Source organism: Enterobacter sp. 18A13 (genome assembly GCF_007035975.1).
Classification (GTDB): Bacteria; Pseudomonadota; Gammaproteobacteria; order Enterobacterales; family Enterobacteriaceae; genus Enterobacter; species Enterobacter vonholyi.
The window spans coordinates 276,902-296,294 of sequence record NZ_AP019634.1 but is presented as its reverse complement, the minus strand read 5'-3'; the positions used below and the strand labels follow the sequence as shown (position 1 = coordinate 296,294).

Here is a 19,393-nt window from a genome sequence, read left to right as displayed (position 1 = left end):
AGGGAAACGATCGCGCATTACTCAGCCCTAAAATCTTCAAACCGCGACCCTTTGTAACTCAGCGTTCCTTTCTCTTCCACCGTCAGCTGGTGGTACTGTTGCGCCTCCAGGCGGAAGGTCATCTCAAGGCCGCCCGTTTCCGGCTTAAAGCTCGCTTCATAGCGCATGCTGGTTCCTGCAGGCGTCACCTGCTGCTGGCGCGAGCGGCGGTCGTTGAGCGGCTTCTCACGCTTGTTCGTCACCACCACGCGCTTTTGCATCAGCGGTGCGGCATCGTTATCCGCCTTCTCGCGGCGCTGCTGCACGAAACGAAACGAGGCGGCAATGACGATAATCGCCACCACGATAATGAAAAAAAGCGGCATCTTGCTCATTGAAAAATCCCATCAGATTATGCGGAATTCAGGATACCTTGCCTTCCCCACCATTGCCAAACGCCCGCCCGCGTCACTACACTGGATCAGAAACTGATTATTCAGGCTTAACAGATACAGGGAGTTAATATGCTTTGGTCATTTATCGCTGTCTGTTTTTCCGCATGGCTTTATGTCGATGCGTCGTACCGTGGTCCCACCTGGCAGCGCTGGTTGTTTAAACCGGTCACGCTGCTGCTCCTGCTGCTGCTGGCCTGGCAAGCGCCAATGTTTAATGCCGTCAGCTATCTGGTGCTCGCCGGGCTGTGCGCCTCTCTGATTGGCGATGCCCTGACCCTGCTGCCGCGCCAGCGCCTGCTGTATGCCGTAGGGGCATTTTTCCTGTCGCATCTGCTGTATACCATCTACTTCGCCAGCCAGATGACGCTCTCTTTCTTCTGGCCGCTGCCGCTGGTCCTGCTGGTGATTGGCGCCCTGCTGATCGCGGTGATCTGGTCGCGTCTGGAAGAGATGCGTTTGCCGGTTTGTACATTTATCGCCATGACGCTGGTAATGGTATGGCTGGCAGGTGAACTGTGGTTCTTCCGTCCGACCGCTCCGGCGATGTCAGCGTTCTTCGGCGCCGCACTGCTGCTGATCGGTAACGTCGTCTGGCTGGGCAGCCACTATCGCCGCCGCTTCCGGGCGGATAACGCGATTGCCGCCGCCTGTTACTTTGCCGGGCATTTCCTGATTGTGCGTTCGCTGTATATCTAAATAGCGCTTGACTCTGGAGTCGACTCCAGAGTGTATGCTGCGGTTAATGAGAAAATTATCATTGCCGGAGACTGCCATGTCGACTCCAGAAATACCTAAAAAAGTTCCTCAATTCTCGGCACTTAAGCTCAGCCCGGTTCCGTCGAAAGACGACTGCTGCTGCGAAGGCGCGTGCGAAACGCAAACTCAACCCCTTCCTGAAAGCGGCAACTGCTACAGCTGGGTCGTCAACGGCATGGACTGCGCCGCCTGCGTGCGCAAAGTGGAAAACGCCGTCAAACAGGTGCCGGGCGTGAGTCACGTTCAGGTGCTGTTCGCCACCGAAAAGCTGCTGGTTAGCGCCGATAACGACGTCAGCAAGCAGGTTGAAGCCGCCGTCAGCAAGGCAGGTTATACCCTGCGCAGCGAAACGGCGCCCGTTGAAAAAGTCTCCTCCCTGAAAGAAAATCTGCCGCTCATTACCCTCATCATCATGATGTCCCTGAGCTGGGGTCTGGAGCAGATTAACCACCCGTTCGGCAATCTGGCGTTTATCGCCACCACCCTGGTCGGTCTGTTCCCGATTGCCCGTCAGGCGCTGCGCCTGATGAAAAGCGGCAGCTGGTTTGCCATCGAAACGCTGATGAGCGTGGCGGCCATCGGCGCGCTGTTCATTGGCGCGACGGCAGAAGCGGCGATGGTGCTGCTGCTGTTCTTAATCGGCGAACGTCTTGAGGGCTGGGCGGCGAGCCGGGCGCGTAAAGGGGTCAGCGCGCTGATGGCGCTGAAGCCGGAAACCGCCACGCGCGTGGTAAACGGTACGCGTGAAACGGTCGCCATCACTACGCTGCGTCCGGGCGACGTGATAGAAGTCGCGGCAGGCGGACGCCTGCCTGCAGACGGCGCGCTGCTTACCGCCACCGCAAGCTTTGATGAAAGCGCCCTGACCGGCGAGTCCATTCCGGTTGAACGTGAGGAGGGTGAAAAAGTGCCTGCAGGCGCCACCAGCGTCGATCGTCTGGTGCAGCTTAAGGTTCTTTCCGAGCCAGGCGACAGCGCCATCGACCGTATCCTGAAGCTGATTGAAGAGGCTGAGGAGCGCCGCGCGCCGGTCGAACGCTTTATCGACCGCTTCAGCCGGATCTACACGCCCGCCATTATGCTGGTGGCTCTGCTGGTTACCGTCGTCCCACCGCTGTTCTTTGGCGCGCCGTGGGAGGGCTGGATTTATAAAGGGCTGACGCTGCTTCTGATCGGCTGCCCATGCGCGCTGGTGATTTCCACCCCGGCGGCGATTACGTCCGGTCTGGCGGCTGCGGCACGTCGCGGGGCGCTGATTAAGGGCGGCGCGGCGCTGGAGCAGCTCAGCCAGGTCCAGCATATCGCTTTTGATAAAACCGGTACGCTGACCGTGGGCAAGCCGCAGGTGACCGGCGTGTATCCGCAGGATATCAGTGAGGATGAACTGCTGGCCCTGGCCGCCGCCGTTGAACAGGGCTCCACCCATCCGCTGGCGCAGGCGATTGTGCGTGAAGCGCAGTCGCGCGGACTAAACATACCTCCGGCAACCGCCCAGCGGGCGCTGGTAGGGTCAGGGATTGAGGCCACCGTTGACGGTAAAAAGGTGCTGATTGTCGCGGCGGGTAAGTCTTCTACTCGAGAGGTGGAGACGTTAGAACAGACCGGACAGACTGTCGTGACCGTCATGCAGGACGGCACCGCAAAAGGGATGCTGGCGCTACGCGACACCCTGCGCGATGACGCAAAAGAGGCCGTGGCGGCGCTGCATCAGCTGGGCGTGAAGGGCGTGATTCTCACCGGTGATAACCCTCGCGCGGCGGCAGCGATTGCCGGTGAGCTGGGGCTGGCGTTTAAAGCCGGATTGCTGCCTGCGGATAAGGTCAGCGCGGTGACGGAGCTGAACGCTCAGGCTCCGCTGGCGATGGTCGGTGACGGGATCAACGATGCCCCGGCGATGAAAGCGTCCACCATTGGTATTGCGATGGGTAGCGGTACTGACGTGGCGCTGGAGACCGCCGACGCGGCGCTGACCCACAACCGCCTGACCGGGCTGGCCCAGATGATCGATCTTGCGCGCGCGACGCGGGCCAATATCCGTCAGAACATCGGCATCGCGCTCGGGCTGAAGGGGATTTTCCTGGTGACGACCCTGCTCGGCATGACCGGACTGTGGCTGGCGGTGCTGGCGGATACCGGGGCAACGGTGCTGGTGACGGCGAACGCGCTTCGGCTGCTGCGTCGCCGGTAAAAAAACGCCCGGTGGCGCTAACGCTACCGGGCCTACATTTCCTGCCAGATCGTGGATCGGGTAAGACGAAGCCGCCACCCGACTTTTTTATAAGAAATAGCTCATCGCCAGGCCTAAAAACAGCACCAGACCGACGTAGTTATTGTTCATAAACGCCTTGAAGCAGGCATCACGTTCACGCTTCGCAATCAGCTTCTGCTGATAAGCAAACAGCAGCCCCGCCACCAGCACGGACCAGTAAAACTCCCAGTTCAGCCCGTTCAGGCGGCCAATCGCCACCATCAGCGCCAATACCGCGACCTGCAGGATACCGATAATCAGCTTGTCGTGACGACCAAAGAGGATGGCGGTGGATTTGATGCCGATTTTCAGGTCATCGTCGCGGTCTACCATTGCATATTGCGTGTCGTAAGCCACCGCCCAGAGAATGTTCGCCAGGAACATCAGCCAGCAGCTGAGCGGTAAGGACTCACTAACCGCCGCAAACGCCATCGGAATCGACCAGCCAAACGCCGCGCCCAACACCACCTGAGGCAGGTGGGTATAGCGCTTCATAAACGGATAAACCCAGGCCAGGGCCAGCGCCGCAATGGAAAGCAGAATGGTCATGGTGTTCAGGGTTAACACCAGCAGGAAAGAGAGCAGCACCAGAACAATAAACAGCACGCGGGCTTCTTTCCCGGTGACCTGCCCGCTGGGTAACGGACGACCGGCAGTACGCTTAACATGACCGTCGAATTTACGATCGGCATAGTCATTCACCACGCAGCCCGCCGCGCGCATCAGCCAGACGCCGGCAACGAACACGCCCAGGATCCACAGCGGCGGCACGCCCGGCGTGGCAAGCCACAGCGCCCAGAGGGTCGGCCACAGCAGCAGCAACGCGCCAATGGGTTTATCGGTACGCATTAAGCGGTGATACGCCAACAGCTTATTCTGCGTCAGGCTCCACTCCATTTTTTCTTCCTCTTAGTACAACGGTGATGCCGGTAAAAAAAGCTCCGTCAGTATTAACGGTTTACCGCTCAGGCGAAGGCGGGAACGACGCCCCCACAGTTCAGCATCACGACCAATCTCAATAAAATCCCGGGTAAGCTCAGACGAGGTGAAAAGGTAACGCCCCAGAGGCGTTTTCCCCAGACGTTGCAGTGCCAGTTCTGGCCCGGAAAGGGTGGACTCGGGCACTACCGTCCGTCCGGCAAGCCACGGCTCGCCATCGGCACAGAGCAAAATTTCGCGCAGCCAGTAACGTGGCTCGTGCGGCAGCAGCGGCAGCTCGTTGGCGATCTCATCGCCAGAGACAAACCCTTCCTGAATCAGGGTCACCGTGACCGTTTTACCCTGTTGCTCAAAACGTTTCGTCATGGAATCTTCCAGCAGCAACCAGTCCAGCTGCTGCGGATCAAGCGCAGGTATTTGGTCGAAATAGCGCAGCGCACGCAGTTGCGTTAGCGCAGGGTGTGACATGCCAGACTCTCCGATACATAACGTAATGGCATTGTATCGCAGAAACACGGATTGAGGGGGGCCAAACGTTATTTAACGATCACGATCGCAACATGGGCGCAACAGCCTGGCCGATACGAAAAAAAGTGCGCCCACTCAGGCGCACCAAACTACTAACAAATCAGCACTGTGGGGAAACGGTTACCCCTTGCCTTTTACACTGCTGATAAAGGTGGAACGGGCAGTGGTTGAACCTAAACGTTCGGCTTCATCAAGCAGCTTCAGCGCTTTATCGACATCGCCGCGCTTCACCGCCTGCTTAATGGCGTTGTTGAAGTACTCTTCGGTGTCGTTCAGTACCGGCTCGGCTTTCTTCGCCGGGGCAGGCGCTGCAGTCGCTACCGGTGCGGCTGCCGTGGCAGCGGGTGCGGTATAGGCAGGTGCAGGTGCCGCAGTGTTGCCAACGGTGACAGCAGCAGGGCCAGAGGATCCGAATAACGGCCCGACCAGAATACTGGAGCTGGTGTTTGTTTGAACTTTGAGTTTTAGCGTACCGTTCGTCACGTGGCGTGCGACCGGATCAGGAATATCAGGAATAGCGTTACCCGCCCCCTGAGCATAGGATTTTGCCGGATCAATCATTTTGGTGGTGCGCTGCAGATCTTCGGGCGTAGTAAACGCGAGGATATAAATCTTTTGCTGGCCTAAAGCGGGTGTCAGTTTCAGTATGCCCTCAAGGCGGTCAGCCGACATGACGCCGGGTTTCTGATAGGTAAAATAACTGCTTGGGAAAAAAGCTGAAGGCGACATGTTTTGATCAAGCACTAACACGTTTGGTGCAAATACAGAGGGTGTTTTGTCGGCTTCACTGACAAGCGTTAACGTTAACTCACCCACATTTGCAGGGACACTCCATGCAGCAACCGGTCCTGAAATTCCCGGTACATTCAGGGTCTGTCCTGTATTCCCCAACTCGATGGTCTGGGTTTGTGCCACATTCACGGGCACCCAGTTCAGACTTTGCAGTGTGGCAGAGGGGATCGCAGGCGCAGCAGTCGTGTTCTGCGGAACGATATTGACATCAGCCAAGCTCACTGCTGGTAATGCAGCAAACATGCCCGCCGTCAGACAGAGTGCTAAGAGACTTTTTTTCATCGTTATGACCTCATTATTCGAAAGCATGGTAGCCAGGCAATAGCGCATACTTTCCGAGAAATGCGTTATGAGTTAGAGGGGCCTAAGCCCCTCTTTTAAATACATTAACGTCTAAAATTACCACCAGATTTCCATCTGAGCACCGAAGGTCCACTCATCGCTGTCACCACGGCTGGTCGTACCGAACGGAGTTACAGTGCTGTTGCTTGCAGCAGTGGAAGAGAAGTTACCCTCAGAGTCGGTCTTCACGTAACCCCATTTCTCATCCCACTTGGCGTAGGTAGCGAACACGCGAATCGCTGGACGGGACCAGATGCTGTCACCCGCCTGCCACTGTTGTGCCAGAGTGATTTTGTATTGGTCGTTACGATCGCCGGTTTGCTGAGATTTGACGTTGTCATATCCCACTTCCAGCAAGGTGCTCATGATAGGCGTCCATTTGTACATTGGACGCACGCCCACGGTGTACCAGGTGGTACCTTGATTGTTGTCACGATCGATATCCTGATACATACCGACGTACATCAGGTCCCATTTATCCGCCAGCGTGATCGCACCGTGGTCGAGGATACGGATCAGGCTGCCGTCATTATCAACAGCACCCCCACGCGCCTGACCTTTACCCTGAGAAATCATGGAGTCGGTGGCGTACTGCACCACAAACTTGTTGAAGCCTTTCATCATGCTCTGGGTGTGTTCTGCAGTGAACATCCAGCCATCTTTCGATGCACCAGGCTGCAGGTAGTAATCGTCAGGAATGTTGGTATGGCCGTAGTCAACACCCAGTTCCAGAGTACCGCCCGGGTTAATTTCCATACCGGCTAAACGCGCATCAAACACGTCGTTTGGCACTTTGTTGTTATAGGTACGCAGACCGGTATTCGGATCGCGATCGCCAAAAGCCGAGGAGCCGCCGGATTCAGAAGAACGAGTTGCTGCGAGAGAGAGTTTACCTATACCGACATCAACGTTTTCCAGACCTGCACCAGGACCAGAAATATCCCAGTAGTAGAAGTCGATCATGTGAACGTCATGACGTTGATAGAAACGCTTACCTGCCCAAATATTTGCCCCTGGCAGTGAATCAATCAGGTTTTTACCTACGACGTTAAACTCACGCACTGCTGGCGTGTTACTGTCTTCCCAGTCGTTAAGCTGAGCAGTTTTATAGGCGATGTTGGAATCGAAATAGAAGCTCTTGTCCGCTTCTTTCCACACTTCCTGGCCTAATTTAACTTCCGCATAGGTTTCACACTCGTTACCAAGACGATATTTAGAATCCGCACCGGTGGTCTGGAAACATTGTTGTTCACCACCACTCCCGGTCCAGCCGATGCCAGAACGAGCATAACCTTTAAAATCTACAGCACCCGCCTGGGCAGACAGGATGCCTGCCGCAATGGCGATTGCCAGAGGGACTTGTTTGCGCAGAGTAATCATCATTCTATCTCCTGAGATCATTGCTTTTCTTTGAACACTTCACCTGTCGGTTTCGTGTCTTCTTTTGGGATTGCTTAAACGCCTGGCTCTTTATGCAACCGACGACATGCAGTGCCATCCTCACGGAACAGATGGCAACGCTCTGGCGGCAAGCCGATAGCGAATGTGGCACCCTCTTCTACCAACACCACGTCATTCTGGCGGTAGACCAGGTTCTGACGGATGGCGGGGATCTGGATATGAATCTGTGTTTCGTGACCAAGCTGTTCGACGACCTGAACGTCACCTTCCAGGGTCACATCAGCGATGTGGCTCGGCAGCAGATGCTCAGGGCGAATACCGAGGGACATGTTTGCCCCGACCTGTACGTTGGCGCTGTCGACCGGCAGCCAGACCTGCTGGCGGTTTGGCAGCTCCACCTGTACCTGTTCAATGGCTGTCGCGGTCACTTTGACGGGCAGGAAGTTCATCTTTGGCGAGCCAATGAAGCCCGCAACAAAGCGGTCTGCCGGGTAGTGATACAGCTCCAGCGGTTTACCCACCTGCGCCACGCGACCGGCATCCAGCACCACGATTTTGTCGGCGAGGGTCATCGCTTCGACCTGATCGTGGGTGACGTAAATCATCGTGCGGCCAAGACGCTTGTGCAGACGGGAGATTTCGATACGCATCTGGACGCGCAGGGCGGCATCCAGGTTGGAAAGCGGTTCGTCGAGCAGGAAGACGCGCGGCTCGGCGACCAGGGTACGGCCAATCGCCACGCGCTGACGCTGACCGCCGGAAAGCGCTTTCGGCTTACGCTCCAGCAGGTGCGCCAGCTGTAATACTTCAGCTACCTGCGTCACGCGCTGGTTAATGACCTCTTTCTTCGCGCCGGCCAGCTTCAGGCCAAAGGACATGTTCTCGGCAACGGAAAGATGGGGATAGAGTGCATAAGACTGGAACACCATGCCTACGCCACGTTCGGCAGGCGGGATGTCATTCATTCGGGTATCACCAATCAGCAGGTCGCCGCTGGTGATGGTTTCAAGACCGGCAATCATACGCAGCAGAGTAGATTTACCACAGCCTGATGGGCCAACAAACACCACGAATTCGCCTTCGTTGATGTCCAGATTGATGTCTTTCGACACCACAACGTCACCCCAGGCTTTCGTTACATTACGCAGCTGTACGCTCGCCATGCCCTTCTCCCTTCGTTACAACCTGTCACCGACAGAAACATTCAAGATAAGTTCACTATGGGGTATCCATTACTTTCCCGAATCCTCCACCCCCCGCCTTTTTTATGGGGGAGGAGGCGGGAGGATGAGAGAGCAGGCTCTGCGACCGCCGTGGGAGGGCTGAGGCAAAATTCGTGAAGCCGCCTGCAAAATTCGGTGGGTTTTTATGTGCGCCAGCACTCATAACTTAAATTTATGCAACGGAGATCACACAAACGGGGGGTGGGGCGTAGGGGTTGGGAGGATGGAAAGAGGATGTCAAATAAGGAGACTGAGACACGTTGAACCACTGAAGTCATACCACGAGACATCACCAAAAAGGATGGCAGCTATGAATATCAAGACTGGCGCACGCGTTTTCGCATTGTCCGCCCTCGCAGCAATGATGATTTCCGCACCGGCGCTCGCCAAAATTGAAGAAGGCAAACTGGTTATCTGGATTAACGGCGACAAAGGCTATAACGGCCTGGCCGAAGTGGGCAAAAAATTCGAGAAAGACACCGGCATCAAAGTTACCGTAGAACACCCGGACAAACTGGAAGAGAAATTCCCGCAGGTTGCGGCAACCGGCGACGGCCCGGACATCATCTTCTGGGCGCATGACCGTTTCGGTGGTTACGCGCAGTCTGGCCTGCTGGCTGAAGTCACCCCGGACAAAGCTTTCCAGGACAAGCTGTTCCCGTTCACCTGGGACGCTGTTCGCTATAACGGCAAGCTGATCGCTTATCCTGTCGCGGTTGAAGCCCTGTCTCTGATTTATAACAAAGACCTGGTGCCTAACCCACCGAAAACCTGGGAAGAGATCCCGAAACTGGATAAAGAGCTGAAGGCGAAAGGTAAATCTGCCCTGATGTTCAACCTGCAAGAGCCGTACTTCACCTGGCCGCTGATTGCTGCCGACGGCGGTTACGCGTTCAAGTTTGAAAACGGCAAATACGACGTAAAAGACGTGGGCGTCGACAGCGCAGGTGCGAAAGCGGGCCTGACCTTCCTGGTTGACCTGATCAAGAACAAACAGATGAACGCGGATACCGATTACTCCATCGCGGAAGCGGCGTTCAACAAAGGCGAAACCGCGATGACCATCAACGGTCCGTGGGCCTGGACCAACATCGATAAGAGCAAAATCAACTACGGCGTGACGCTGCTGCCAACCTTCAAAGGCAAGCCGTCTAAACCGTTCGTTGGCGTGCTGAGCGCGGGTATCAACGCCGCCAGCCCGAACAAAGAGCTGGCGAAAGAGTTCCTGGAAAACTACCTGCTGACCGATCAGGGTCTGGATGAAGTGAACAAGGACAAACCGCTGGGCGCCGTTGCGCTGAAATCCTTCCAGGATCAGCTGGCGAAAGACCCACGTATCGCGGCTACCATGGATAACGCCCAGAAAGGCGAAATCATGCCGAACATCCCGCAGATGGCTGCGTTCTGGTACGCCACCCGTACCGCGGTCATCAACGCTGCAAGCGGTCGCCAGACCGTTGATGCCGCGCTGAAAGATGCTCAGGGTCGTATTACTAAGTAATGACGTAGTCCCCTCTTCCTTTGGGAGAGGGTTAGGGTGAGGGTTGTCGCTATTCGCACGCCCTCACCCCGGCCCTCTCCCCCAGGAGAGGGAGAAAAGATCAAACGTTGTAGAGGAAAAACCCCATGGATGTCATTAAAAAGAAACGCTGGTGGCAAAGCGACGCGCTGAAGTGGTCAGCGATAGGTCTGCTGTGTCTGCTGGTGGGTTACCTTGTTGTTTTAATGTACGTACAAGGGGAATATCTGTTCGCCATCATGACGCTGATTTTAAGCTCTGCTGGCCTGTATATTTTCGCCAACCGTAAAGCCTATGCCTGGCGTTATGTCTACCCGGGCGTGGCCGGGATGGGGCTGTTTGTCCTGTTCCCGCTGATTTGCACCATCGCCATTGCGTTTACCAACTACAGCAGCACCAACCAGCTTGCGCAGGAACGCGCCCAGCAGGTCCTGCTGGATCGCTCATATCAGGCAGGCAAGACCTTTAACTTCGGCCTCTATCCTGCGGGGAACGAGTGGAAGTTAGCGCTTACTGACGAAGCAAGCGGCAAATACTACGTTTCCGACGCGTTCAAATTTGGCGGCGAGCAGAAGCTGGCCTTAAAAGAGGCCGAGGCCCTGCCGGAAGGTGAACGTGCCAACCTGCGCGTCATTACCCAGAACCGCCAGGCGCTGACCCAGCTCACCGCCGTGCTGCCAGATGAAAGCAAAGTGACCATGAGCTCGCTGCGCCAGTTCTCAGGCACCCAACCGCTCTATACCCTGGCGGATGACGGCACGCTGACCAACAACCAGAGCGGCGTGAAGTACCGTCCGAATAACGACATTGGTTTCTATCAGTCCATTACTGCCGACGGCAAATGGGGTGATGACAAGCTCAGCCCGGGCTACACAGTCACCATCGGCTGGGACAACTTTACCCGCGTGTTTACCGACGAAGGCATTCAGAAACCCTTCTTCGCCATCTTTGTCTGGACGGTGGTCTTCTCGGTGCTGACGGTGATACTGACCGTTGCCGTGGGCATGGTTCTGGCCTGTCTGGTCCAGTGGGAATCCCTGAAGGGCAAAGCAATCTACCGCGTGCTGCTGATTCTGCCGTATGCCGTGCCGTCGTTTATCTCGATTCTGATTTTCAAAGGGCTGTTTAACCAGAGCTTCGGTGAAATCAACATGATGCTGAGCGCCCTGTTCGGCATCAAACCGGCCTGGTTCAGCGACCCAACCACCGCCCGCTCGATGATCATCATCGTGAATACCTGGCTGGGTTATCCGTACATGATGATCCTGTGCATGGGGCTGCTGAAGGCCATCCCGGATGACCTGTACGAAGCTTCGGCGATGGACGGTGCGGGTCCGTTCCAGAACTTCTTTAAGATTACGCTGCCGCTGCTCATCAAGCCGCTCACCCCGCTGATGATTGCCAGCTTCGCCTTTAACTTTAACAACTTCGTGCTGATTCAGCTGTTGACCAACGGCGGCCCGGACCGCCTCGGCACTACGACGCCGGCAGGCTATACCGACCTGCTCGTGAGCTACACCTACCGTATCGCCTTCGAAGGCGGCGGCGGCCAGGACTTCGGTCTGGCGGCAGCGATTGCCACCCTGATCTTCCTGCTGGTAGGCGCACTGGCGATTGTGAACCTGAAAGCTACACGTATGAAATTTGACTAAGGAGGGCATCGATCATGGCAATGGTACAACCCAAATCTCAGAAGTTGCGCCTCCTGGCGACGCACTTAGGCCTGCTGATTTTCATCGCGGCGATCATGTTCCCGCTGCTGATGGTTATCGCCATCTCCCTGCGTTCGGGTAACTTCGCGACAGGAAGCCTGATCCCGGACGAAATCTCCTGGGAGCACTGGAAGCTCGCGCTGGGCTTTAGCGTGGAACACGCGGATGGCCGCGTCACGCCGCCGCCGTTCCCGGTGCTGCTGTGGCTGTGGAACTCGGTGAAAATCGCAGGCATTACCGCCATTGGTATCGTGGCACTTTCCACCACCTGCGCCTACGCCTTTGCCCGTATGCGTTTCCCGGGCAAAGCGACGCTGCTGAAAGGGATGCTGATTTTCCAGATGTTCCCGGCGGTGCTGTCGCTGGTGGCGCTGTATGCCCTGTTTGACCGCCTGGGCCAGTACGTCCCGTTTATCGGCCTGAACACCCACGGCGGCGTGATCTTCGCCTACCTTGGCGGTATCGCACTGCATGTGTGGACCATTAAAGGCTATTTCGAAACTATCGACGGCTCGCTGGAAGAAGCCGCCGCGCTGGATGGGGCTACCCCGTGGCAGGCGTTCCGCCTGGTGCTGCTGCCGCTGTCGGTGCCGATTCTGGCGGTGGTGTTTATCCTGTCGTTTATCGCTGCGATCACTGAAGTACCGGTTGCCTCACTGTTACTGCGTGATGTGAACAGCTACACCCTGGCCGTGGGTATGCAGCAATACCTCAACCCGCAAAACTACCTGTGGGGCGACTTTGCCGCGGCGGCCGTACTCTCTGCCATCCCGATTACCGTGGTGTTCCTGCTGGCGCAGCGCTGGCTGGTGAACGGCCTGACGGCGGGCGGTGTGAAAGGTTAAGTTTCATTTTGTTATGCCACTGCAACCCTCAACTTTAGACGTATTGTATTGACCCAACTTGTGACTGTTGTTAGGCGCTCTTCGGAGCGCCATTTTTTTATTCCCGTTTCAGCCGCTTCGAATTGCACAGCCAGAGGGTGATCACCAGCAGCAGGATCGCCGCCGAGTAGATCAGCACGTCGAGCGGGGATTTATGATCGACGATGATCAGCCGCACAATGGCGGTGATCCCAATGTAGACAAAATAACGTAGTGGGAAGTGAAAGCCGGACTGAAAATACTTCACAATCAGGGCGATAAATTCAAAGTAGAGAAAGTAGACCACCAGGCCTTCCACCAGCGCATATTTGCTGGTTTGTTCAGGGGCAAACAGCACATCCGCCAGATGCACCGTCTCTTTACCCAAAAAGACGACCAGTATCAGGCCAAGGCTCAACAGACCGAGGTTCAGCACGGTCTGGAGGATAGTTGAGATAAACTCAACGCGCGGGCGAGTCAGGGATGTCATACAGCACCTCATTCTCCAGGGCGAGGTTTCTGTATAACGCAAAAATGTGACGGAGATCTATATTTTTTGTTTATGTTTAGCGCACCGGAGAGGATTCCCCTCACCCCGGCCCTCTCCCCAAAGGGGCGAGGGGGAAAAGACAGAACCGAGCGATCCCCTCTCCCCTTTGGGGAGAGGGTTAGGGTGAGGGGCATCAGCGGAAGTTAATGTTCTTATCGCTGGTCATGTCGTACAGCTGGAACTTACGTCCAAGCTGCTGGCCGCCGTCGCGCGTCAGCGGCGTCCAGCCAACCGCTGCGCGGCTGCGGGTTGGGCCTGACGAGAAGAGATCCAGCGGAATCGACACATAGACTCCCTTGGTGAAGTCCCCTTCCCCGTATTCGTCCGGCGAGACGTTCGTAATGGTGGCGTAGCCGCCCACCACGACGCCGCTATCGAAGTGTTTGGAGATGTCCAGCGTACCGCCCTTATCGCCCGCCAGGTACTGGCCTACGCTGGCTTTCACCAGCACGTCAGGCGCGAACGACGGCGTCCAGTAGGCGGTCAGGTGACCGGTTTTGACGCTGTAGTCGGTGAACTTCATCATGTCCTGCGCGCTGCGCCAGTCACGCTGTTTAACATAGTTAGCATCAATCCCGAACGCCCAGTTGCTGTCGACAGGACGATAAAGCACTTCCGCCCCCGCGCCGCCGTACATGGTTTCCAGATACCCGCCGTACACCTGGCCGTAGAAGCCGTTGCCGAAGTACTGGAAGTAGTTGGCCTGCAGGTTGTTCACGTAAGCATCGTTCTGCACGTACTCACGCACGCGGGTACGCACGCGCGGCAGCGACGAGTCTTTTGGCGGGTTGGTGTAGTTGAACTTGTCATAGTTATTGGCGATGTTGCCGAACAGGCTGCCGGTGGTCAGCAGATGGTCGGTCAGCCACAGATCCGCCGTCGCCATGACGCCCAGCTGATACATGTAGAAGTTTTCCGGCCCACCGACGGACTGGTTCAGCACCGGATCGATATGGAAATCGAAGCGCGACCTGTCGATATACCAGCCCTGCTCTGTGGTTTCTGGGACGATCGGCTCAACGCGTTTTTGCACCAGCTCGGTTTCATGTCCCAGCGGCTCGCCTTCGAGGTGGCGCTTAAGGCTGGCAACATCCGTTTCCGTCGTCACCTGCGGCAGGTTGAGACGATTCTCGGTCACGCGGATCGTGCGGATCCCCTCTGGCAGATCGTTCATGATGATCCGGTTGGCGCGCTCGATCCCTTCCCGCGAGTCGCGGTATTTCACCTGCTCGCCGGTGACGTAAAGCGTATCGCCTTTCACCTGAATTTTCGGATCCGCCAGGCCGGCATTGTATTTCAGCAGCGTCAGCTGGTTTGCCACCACTGAGTGCTGCAGAATCGCATCCTGCGGTTCCGGCTGGTATGCAGGCCGCGCGTTGTCGTTGTAGTGCGGCCGCATGTCGTTAAAGTTGGTGCGCAGCGTGAAGCCGAACATCACCGTATTGCCGCGCTCGTAGCTGAGGTTAACGTCGGCCCAGTCGGTGACGCGATAAATTGCGCCGACGTTAAACTTGCTCTTCTGCTCAATCTTCCCGGCGAAGTCCTGCGAGTAATCATTCCCCTCGTACTCCAGCTTCAGGCGTAACGGCTGCCATGGGGTTTGATACTCCACACCGCCAAACAGCGATGCTGGACCGTGGAACATCTGATCCCCGTTGATGGAGCCCGCTTTCTTATAGCTGTTATCGCGGTAGCAGTATTTATCGCTGTAGGAGCAAAACGGGTTTTTCACGTTTCCGCTGGTGCCGAGATAGCCCCATCCCAGGCCAAGCGAGAAGTCGAACGGCCCCCAGGCCTTGCTGGCCACGATGTATTCCGCATCAAACAGGCCGGTACCGCCGATATCTTTGGCGCCCACGGAGACCTGCGGCATCCAGTAGCTCTCTTCCCACAGGCGCAGCTTGACGTCGAAGGCTTTATCTTTGTAGGTCTGATCGCCTGAGAACGCCTCGACGCTGCTGTATTGTTTCGTCCGCACGTCGGTATAGCGCAGCGTGGTTTCAAGCCACGGGAACAGCTGCACTGACCCCGAGTAGTAGCGATACTGGTCGTTATCACGGTAGTTAAGGCTAATTTCCCCTTCGCGCGCCATACGCGCGGTGGGCGTTTGCAGTAAACCGACGCCGCCGAAGTCTGACTGAGACGGGCCAATGGGTGCCGGATACGTTTCTGCATGGCAGGCGGCACTCACGCAGAGCGCCAGCATGCTGTAGAGATAGGTTCTTTTCATTATTCCGGTATCCGCTGAATCAGGGAGTGAAGGATATCGGCGTTAAGCCCGTCATACGCCTTCGTCCAGAAATGGTCGGCAAAACCGACAAAAATAATGCTGCCCGGCATGGGTTCGATATGACGTTTATTCCAGTAAGCAACGGGGGCTTTTTGCGTGTGGCCGTCGGGGTAAATCACCCAGGCGTAGCTGTTATCCGCGCCGCTCAGCCGACTCTGCTCGTCGAGATAACTCGCCACGTCACGACCGGGGGTAAAGGGCTTGTTACCCGGGCTGCCGATCAGCCCCATCACGGTCACCGTCGTCGGCTTCGCCGGAAGCCAGAGCGTATAGTCCCCTTCCAGGGTCGGGTTGCCGTTTTCCGTGACGCGCACGTCATCCGGGTCAAGATTGACGTTCTGTCGGCCCGTCACCTTCAGCGCCTGCAGCTGCTGGCGAACGCTATTAATCGCCGCCGCGTCGTCGCCGTCTTCCTGCTCCGCTAATCCCGTTAGCCTGGCAAGGAGCGCCTTGTGCTGCTGTTCCGCTTCAGCGGTCTTCTGCCGTTCAGCGATGACCGCGCCTGGCCACCAGCTGTTGGCGAGCCTTGGCTGTCCGACGAGATCGAGAAGATGCTCGGCGTGGGTTAAGGTTTTGGGTTTTTCACTGTCCGGCGTGTAGACCTTCACAGTCCCGGCGGACCATGCCAGCGGCGCGGCAAAACTGGCGATAAGCGCAGCGTGGATGAGCATTTTCATGATTTCGCCGCCTTGATCAGGGTGGTTTTGACCGGAAAGAATCCGGCACCAAGATACTGTAATGACTGGCGGATCTGCCCTTCCTCGTCAATCCAGAAGCGGTTGTGCCAGGTGGCCTGGTAGGTGATGACCTCTTCATCCAGCACGCGAACCTGCGTTTCGTCGCTGCCGACCTTCACGCTGTCGGTGCCGTCCCAGCGGAAGGTCGAGCGTGCCGTGGCGTAACGCACCTGCTTGTGTTCAGTCCAGCCCATCGTGCGCGTCCAGCCTGCGCCGTCGACGATCTGGTTCGGCTTGATCAGCGGGTCGTCGGCGAGATTATTCACCTCCAGCAGGTTGTCGCCGCCCAGCAGGGTTTTCACGATACGGCCATGCTGCGTCACGATGGTGGCCTGATCCTGCGTCACCCATTTCTGCTGCCCGTTTTCATCGAAAGCGAGCACCACAAAAAGCTGCGGGCCATCGTTAAGCTGCATGTACTGACTGGCATAAGGCATGTTCTGAAGTTCGTCATCGGTCAGATGCACGCCCGGCGTGCCGAACATGCTTTCCCACAGTGAATTTCCCAGCCCTTTAGTGGTGGCCGAGCACGCCTGCAGCAGCAGGCAAATCAGAATGATTGCAGGTCGCTTCACGACTCTTCTCCGAAGGGGCGAAATAACCACACCGAAGTGTGGTTATGATTAAAACACCCGCTATTACTGGGTGCTGGTTGTCGTGGTGGTCGTGGTTCCGGTGTTGGAGCCATCACCGCCACCGGTTGCCGCCAGCGCGACACCCACGGCTGAACTTACGGTGCTGGCGCTGGCTGCGGTAGAACTTCCCGCAGACGCAGACGTCGCAGCCGACCCTGCCGCTTCCCCGACCTGAACCGGAGCTGCATAAACAGATGTCGCCGCAAGCGCAGATATGGCAAAAATGCCATACAGTACTTTCTTCATAACAATTTCCCTTCAATGAATGAATGGAGATTTGCCCGAAAAGAATTTCAGGCGGAATCGAGTATACACAACTCATGCCGTGGGTTTGCCGTAAGGGGAAATAGGGAGCGGGTTTTCGGAATAATGGTTAAAATGGAAATGAAGGACAAATCCAAAAAATACAAAAGAAATACAAAACAAATACTTATAATATATTTACATTATCTGATTTCTGCGTATTTTCTTAAAATAAACCGCAGCAATTAACGGGTTAAGCGTCTTTTTCGGATTAAACTCAGATCCAGAATTTGAGTTAACTAACAGACATCAGGAATTATCCGATAAAAAAATGCCGGCATTAAGCCGGCACGTTTTCATGTCGTTTTAATTACGCACGCCATGCTTTATAACGGTTGATCAAACCATTTGTCGAGCTATCATGGCTGGTAATCGCTTTATCGTCACCCAGCTCTGGCAGAATACGGTTTGCCAGCTGTTTGCCCAGCTCAACGCCCCACTGGTCAAAGGTGAAGATGTTCAGGATCGCGCCCTGCGTGAAGATTTTGTGCTCGTACAGGGCAATCAGCGCGCCCAGGCTGAACGGCGTGATTTCGCGCAGCAGGATGGAGTTGGTTGGACGGTTGCCTTCAAACACTTTGAACGGTACCACGTGCTCCAGCGTGGCAGGATCTTTACCCTGGTCACGGTATTCCTGCTCAACCACCTCGCGGGATTTACCGAACGCCAGCGCTTCGGTCTGGGCGAAGAAGTTGGACAGCAGCTTCGGATGGTGGTCGGACAGCGGGTTATGGGTGATAGCCGGAGCGATGAAATCGCACGGTACCATTTTGGTGCCCTGGTGAATCAGCTGGTAGAAAGCATGCTGACCGTTAGTGCCCGGCTCGCCCCAGATAATTGGGCCAGTCTGGTAGTCCACCGCGTTGCCGTTACGGTCAACGTACTTACCGTTGGATTCCATGTTGCCCTGCTGGAAGTAAGCCGCAAAGCGGTGCATATACTGGTCGTACGGCAGGATCGCTTCGGTTTCAGCGCCGAAGAAGTTGTTGTACCAGATCCCGATCAGCGCCAGCAGTACCGGCAGGTTTTTCTCAGGCGCGGTAGTGGAGAAGTGTTTGTCCATCGCGTGCGCGCCGGAGAGCAGCTCGACGAAGTTGTCGAAGCCCACGGACAGGATGATGGACAGGCCAATCGCAGACCACAGGGAGTAGCGGCCACCAACCCAGTCCCAGAACTCGAACATGTTCGCGGTGTCGATACCGAACTCGCTGACGGCTTTACCGTTGGTAGAAAGCGCCGCGAAGTGTTTCGCCACGTGCTTGTTGTCGCCAGCGGTTTTCAGGAACCAGTCGCGCGCGCTGTGGGCGTTGGTCATGGTTTCCTGAGTGGTGAAGGTTTTGGACGCAACCAGGAACAGGGTAGTTTCCGGGTTCACGTTCTTCAGCACTTCGGCGATGTGGGTACCATCGACGTTAGACACAAAGTGCATATTGAGGTGGTTTTTATACGGACGCAGCGCTTCGGTCACCATGAACGGGCCGAGGTCAGAACCGCCGATACCGATGTTAACCACGTCGGTGATCGGTTTGCCGGTGTAGCCTTTCCAGCTACCGGAGATAATCGCTTCGGAGAACGCTTTCATCTTTTCCAGCACCGCGTTCACTTCCGGCATGACGTCTTTGCCGTCAACGATGATTGGCGTATTGCTACGGTTACGCAGGGCCACGTGCAGCACGGCACGGTCTTCGGTGCGGTTGATCTTCTCGCCGGAGAACATGGATTTGATGGCGTCTGCAAGCTCAGTCTCTTTCGCCAGATCCTGCAGTTTTGCCAGCGTCTCTTCGGTAATGCGGTTTTTGGAGAAATCCACCAGCATCAGGTCGTCGAAGGTCGCGGAGAACTTGTTGAAACGATCGGCATCTTTCGCGAAAAGATCCGCGATGGTGACGTCTTTCATTTCATCATAATGTTTCTGGAGTGCCTGCCAGGCAGCGGTCTGCGTTGGGTTGATGTTTTTCATTAGCAATACTCTTCTGATTTGAGAATTGTGACTGCGGTCGATTGTAGCGCCTGCAAATAAAAATTGTGATGGTTTTTATGCCATTGCCCTGGCCTGCATCAAACACAGGTGAAAAGACCCGAAAAGTATAGCTGCTGAAGCGCCCTCCCGGAGCGGAGAAA

The 19,393-nt window shown here is 56.1% G+C and carries 17 protein-coding genes; 5 read left to right on the top strand and 12 right to left on the bottom strand.

Annotated elements, in window-relative coordinates; all coding sequences use genetic code 11:
- Positions 1-17 precede the first annotated feature (17 nt).
- Entirely contained in the window at positions 18-374 is a 357-nt protein-coding gene (locus FOY93_RS01365; protein ID WP_143344523.1) for a DUF2500 domain-containing protein, read from the bottom strand.
- Positions 375-503: 129 nt separating this feature from the next.
- Between FOY93_RS01365 and FOY93_RS01360 the strand changes: the two genes are divergently transcribed.
- Together FOY93_RS01360 and zntA are read left to right on the top strand one after the other, a co-directional pair.
- Positions 504-1,130, top strand: coding sequence for a lysoplasmalogenase (locus tag FOY93_RS01360; protein ID WP_024906687.1), 627 nt, complete (start codon positions 504-506; stop codon positions 1,128-1,130).
- A gap of 76 nt (positions 1,131-1,206) precedes the next feature.
- Entirely contained in the window at positions 1,207-3,378 is a 2,172-nt protein-coding gene (zntA, locus tag FOY93_RS01355) for a Zn(II)/Cd(II)/Pb(II) translocating P-type ATPase ZntA (protein WP_143344522.1), read from the top strand.
- 87 nt (positions 3,379-3,465) lie between these two features.
- Here the strand turns inward: zntA and ubiA are convergent, their stop codons facing one another.
- From ubiA to malK, 5 genes are all read right to left on the bottom strand, one after another.
- Positions 3,466-4,335, bottom strand: coding sequence for a 4-hydroxybenzoate octaprenyltransferase (gene ubiA, locus FOY93_RS01350; RefSeq protein WP_143344521.1), 870 nt, complete (start codon positions 4,333-4,335; stop codon positions 3,466-3,468).
- Between the two features lie 12 nt (positions 4,336-4,347).
- Positions 4,348-4,845, bottom strand: a complete 498-nt coding sequence (gene ubiC, locus FOY93_RS01345) for a chorismate lyase (protein ID WP_021242729.1) — start codon at positions 4,843-4,845, stop codon at positions 4,348-4,350.
- Between the two features lie 180 nt (positions 4,846-5,025).
- A complete protein-coding gene (malM, locus tag FOY93_RS01340) occupies positions 5,026-5,985 on the bottom strand; it encodes a maltose operon protein MalM (RefSeq protein WP_133295391.1) in 960 nt (319 codons plus the stop codon).
- Positions 5,986-6,096: 111 nt separating this feature from the next.
- Positions 6,097-7,422 carry a maltoporin gene (locus FOY93_RS01335; protein ID WP_047173657.1) on the bottom strand — a complete coding sequence of 442 codons (1,326 nt, stop codon included), beginning with the start codon at positions 7,420-7,422 and terminating at the stop codon, positions 6,097-6,099.
- Positions 7,423-7,493: 71 nt separating this feature from the next.
- On the bottom strand, positions 7,494-8,603 hold the full coding sequence (gene malK / locus FOY93_RS01330; protein ID WP_023310005.1) for a maltose/maltodextrin ABC transporter ATP-binding protein MalK: 1,110 nt from the start codon (positions 8,601-8,603) through the stop codon (positions 7,494-7,496).
- Positions 8,604-8,973: 370 nt separating this feature from the next.
- Here malK and malE point away from each other — a divergent pair, with 370 nt between their 5' ends.
- The 3 genes from malE to malG all read left to right on the top strand — a co-directional run bounded on the left by malE (position 8,974) and on the right by malG (position 12,739).
- Positions 8,974-10,164, top strand: coding sequence for a maltose/maltodextrin ABC transporter substrate-binding protein MalE (malE, locus tag FOY93_RS01325; protein ID WP_143344520.1), 1,191 nt, complete (start codon positions 8,974-8,976; stop codon positions 10,162-10,164).
- Positions 10,165-10,289: 125 nt separating this feature from the next.
- A complete protein-coding gene (malF, locus tag FOY93_RS01320) occupies positions 10,290-11,834 on the top strand; it encodes a maltose ABC transporter permease MalF (protein ID WP_136195996.1) in 1,545 nt (514 codons plus the stop codon).
- 14 nt (positions 11,835-11,848) lie between these two features.
- Positions 11,849-12,739 (top strand): maltose ABC transporter permease MalG, encoded by an 891-nt coding sequence (gene malG, locus FOY93_RS01315; protein WP_023310002.1) that lies wholly within the window; start codon positions 11,849-11,851, stop codon positions 12,737-12,739.
- A 97-nt stretch (positions 12,740-12,836) separates the two neighbouring features.
- Here the strand turns inward: malG and psiE are convergent, their stop codons facing one another.
- The 6 genes from psiE to pgi all read right to left on the bottom strand — a co-directional run bounded on the left by psiE (position 12,837) and on the right by pgi (position 19,232).
- On the bottom strand, positions 12,837-13,247 hold the full coding sequence (gene psiE, locus FOY93_RS01310; RefSeq protein ID WP_000202963.1) for a phosphate-starvation-inducible protein PsiE: 411 nt from the start codon (positions 13,245-13,247) through the stop codon (positions 12,837-12,839).
- Between the two features lie 193 nt (positions 13,248-13,440).
- Positions 13,441-15,537 (bottom strand): YjbH domain-containing protein, encoded by a 2,097-nt coding sequence (locus FOY93_RS01305; protein WP_133293571.1) that lies wholly within the window; start codon positions 15,535-15,537, stop codon positions 13,441-13,443.
- Positions 15,537-16,274 carry a capsule biosynthesis GfcC family protein gene (locus FOY93_RS01300; RefSeq protein ID WP_133293570.1) on the bottom strand — a complete coding sequence of 246 codons (738 nt, stop codon included), beginning with the start codon at positions 16,272-16,274 and terminating at the stop codon, positions 15,537-15,539. The genes FOY93_RS01305 and FOY93_RS01300 overlap by 1 nt, the downstream gene beginning before the upstream one ends.
- Complete coding sequence (locus FOY93_RS01295) at positions 16,271-16,909, bottom strand: YjbF family lipoprotein (RefSeq protein WP_143344519.1); 639 nt, start codon at positions 16,907-16,909, stop codon at positions 16,271-16,273. Before FOY93_RS01295 ends, FOY93_RS01300 begins: the two co-directional genes overlap by 4 nt.
- Positions 16,910-16,972: 63 nt before the next feature.
- Entirely contained in the window at positions 16,973-17,215 is a 243-nt protein-coding gene (gene yjbE / locus FOY93_RS01290; protein ID WP_008503423.1) for an exopolysaccharide production protein YjbE, read from the bottom strand.
- Positions 17,216-17,582: 367 nt separating this feature from the next.
- Positions 17,583-19,232, bottom strand: a complete 1,650-nt coding sequence (gene pgi, locus FOY93_RS01285) for a glucose-6-phosphate isomerase (protein WP_115876949.1) — start codon at positions 19,230-19,232, stop codon at positions 17,583-17,585.
- Positions 19,233-19,393 lie beyond the last annotated feature (161 nt).

Excerpts from the sequence above, each read along its gene's own strand:
- ubiA (WP_143344521.1), bottom strand. The coding sequence starts at position 4,335 with ATGGAGTGGAGCCTGACGCAGAATAAGCTGTTGGCGTATCACCGCTTA.
- FOY93_RS01360 (WP_024906687.1), top strand. The coding sequence starts at position 504 with ATGCTTTGGTCATTTATCGCTGTCTGTTTTTCCGCATGGCTTTATGTC.
- malF (WP_136195996.1), top strand. The coding sequence starts at position 10,290 with ATGGATGTCATTAAAAAGAAACGCTGGTGGCAAAGCGACGCGCTGAAG.
- FOY93_RS01300 (WP_133293570.1), bottom strand. The coding sequence starts at position 16,274 with ATGAAAATGCTCATCCACGCTGCGCTTATCGCCAGTTTTGCCGCGCCG.
- pgi (WP_115876949.1), bottom strand. The coding sequence starts at position 19,232 with ATGAAAAACATCAACCCAACGCAGACCGCTGCCTGGCAGGCACTCCAG.
- FOY93_RS01335 (WP_047173657.1), bottom strand. The coding sequence starts at position 7,422 with ATGATGATTACTCTGCGCAAACAAGTCCCTCTGGCAATCGCCATTGCG.
- ubiC (WP_021242729.1), bottom strand. The coding sequence starts at position 4,845 with ATGTCACACCCTGCGCTAACGCAACTGCGTGCGCTGCGCTATTTCGAC.
- malK (WP_023310005.1), bottom strand. The coding sequence starts at position 8,603 with ATGGCGAGCGTACAGCTGCGTAATGTAACGAAAGCCTGGGGTGACGTT.
- malG (WP_023310002.1), top strand. The coding sequence starts at position 11,849 with ATGGCAATGGTACAACCCAAATCTCAGAAGTTGCGCCTCCTGGCGACG.
- FOY93_RS01365 (WP_143344523.1), bottom strand. The coding sequence starts at position 374 with ATGAGCAAGATGCCGCTTTTTTTCATTATCGTGGTGGCGATTATCGTC.
- psiE (WP_000202963.1), bottom strand. The coding sequence starts at position 13,247 with ATGACATCCCTGACTCGCCCGCGCGTTGAGTTTATCTCAACTATCCTC.
- malE (WP_143344520.1), top strand. The coding sequence starts at position 8,974 with ATGAATATCAAGACTGGCGCACGCGTTTTCGCATTGTCCGCCCTCGCA.
- zntA (WP_143344522.1), top strand. The coding sequence starts at position 1,207 with ATGTCGACTCCAGAAATACCTAAAAAAGTTCCTCAATTCTCGGCACTT.
- FOY93_RS01305 (WP_133293571.1), bottom strand. The coding sequence starts at position 15,537 with ATGAAAAGAACCTATCTCTACAGCATGCTGGCGCTCTGCGTGAGTGCC.
- yjbE (WP_008503423.1), bottom strand. The coding sequence starts at position 17,215 with ATGAAGAAAGTACTGTATGGCATTTTTGCCATATCTGCGCTTGCGGCG.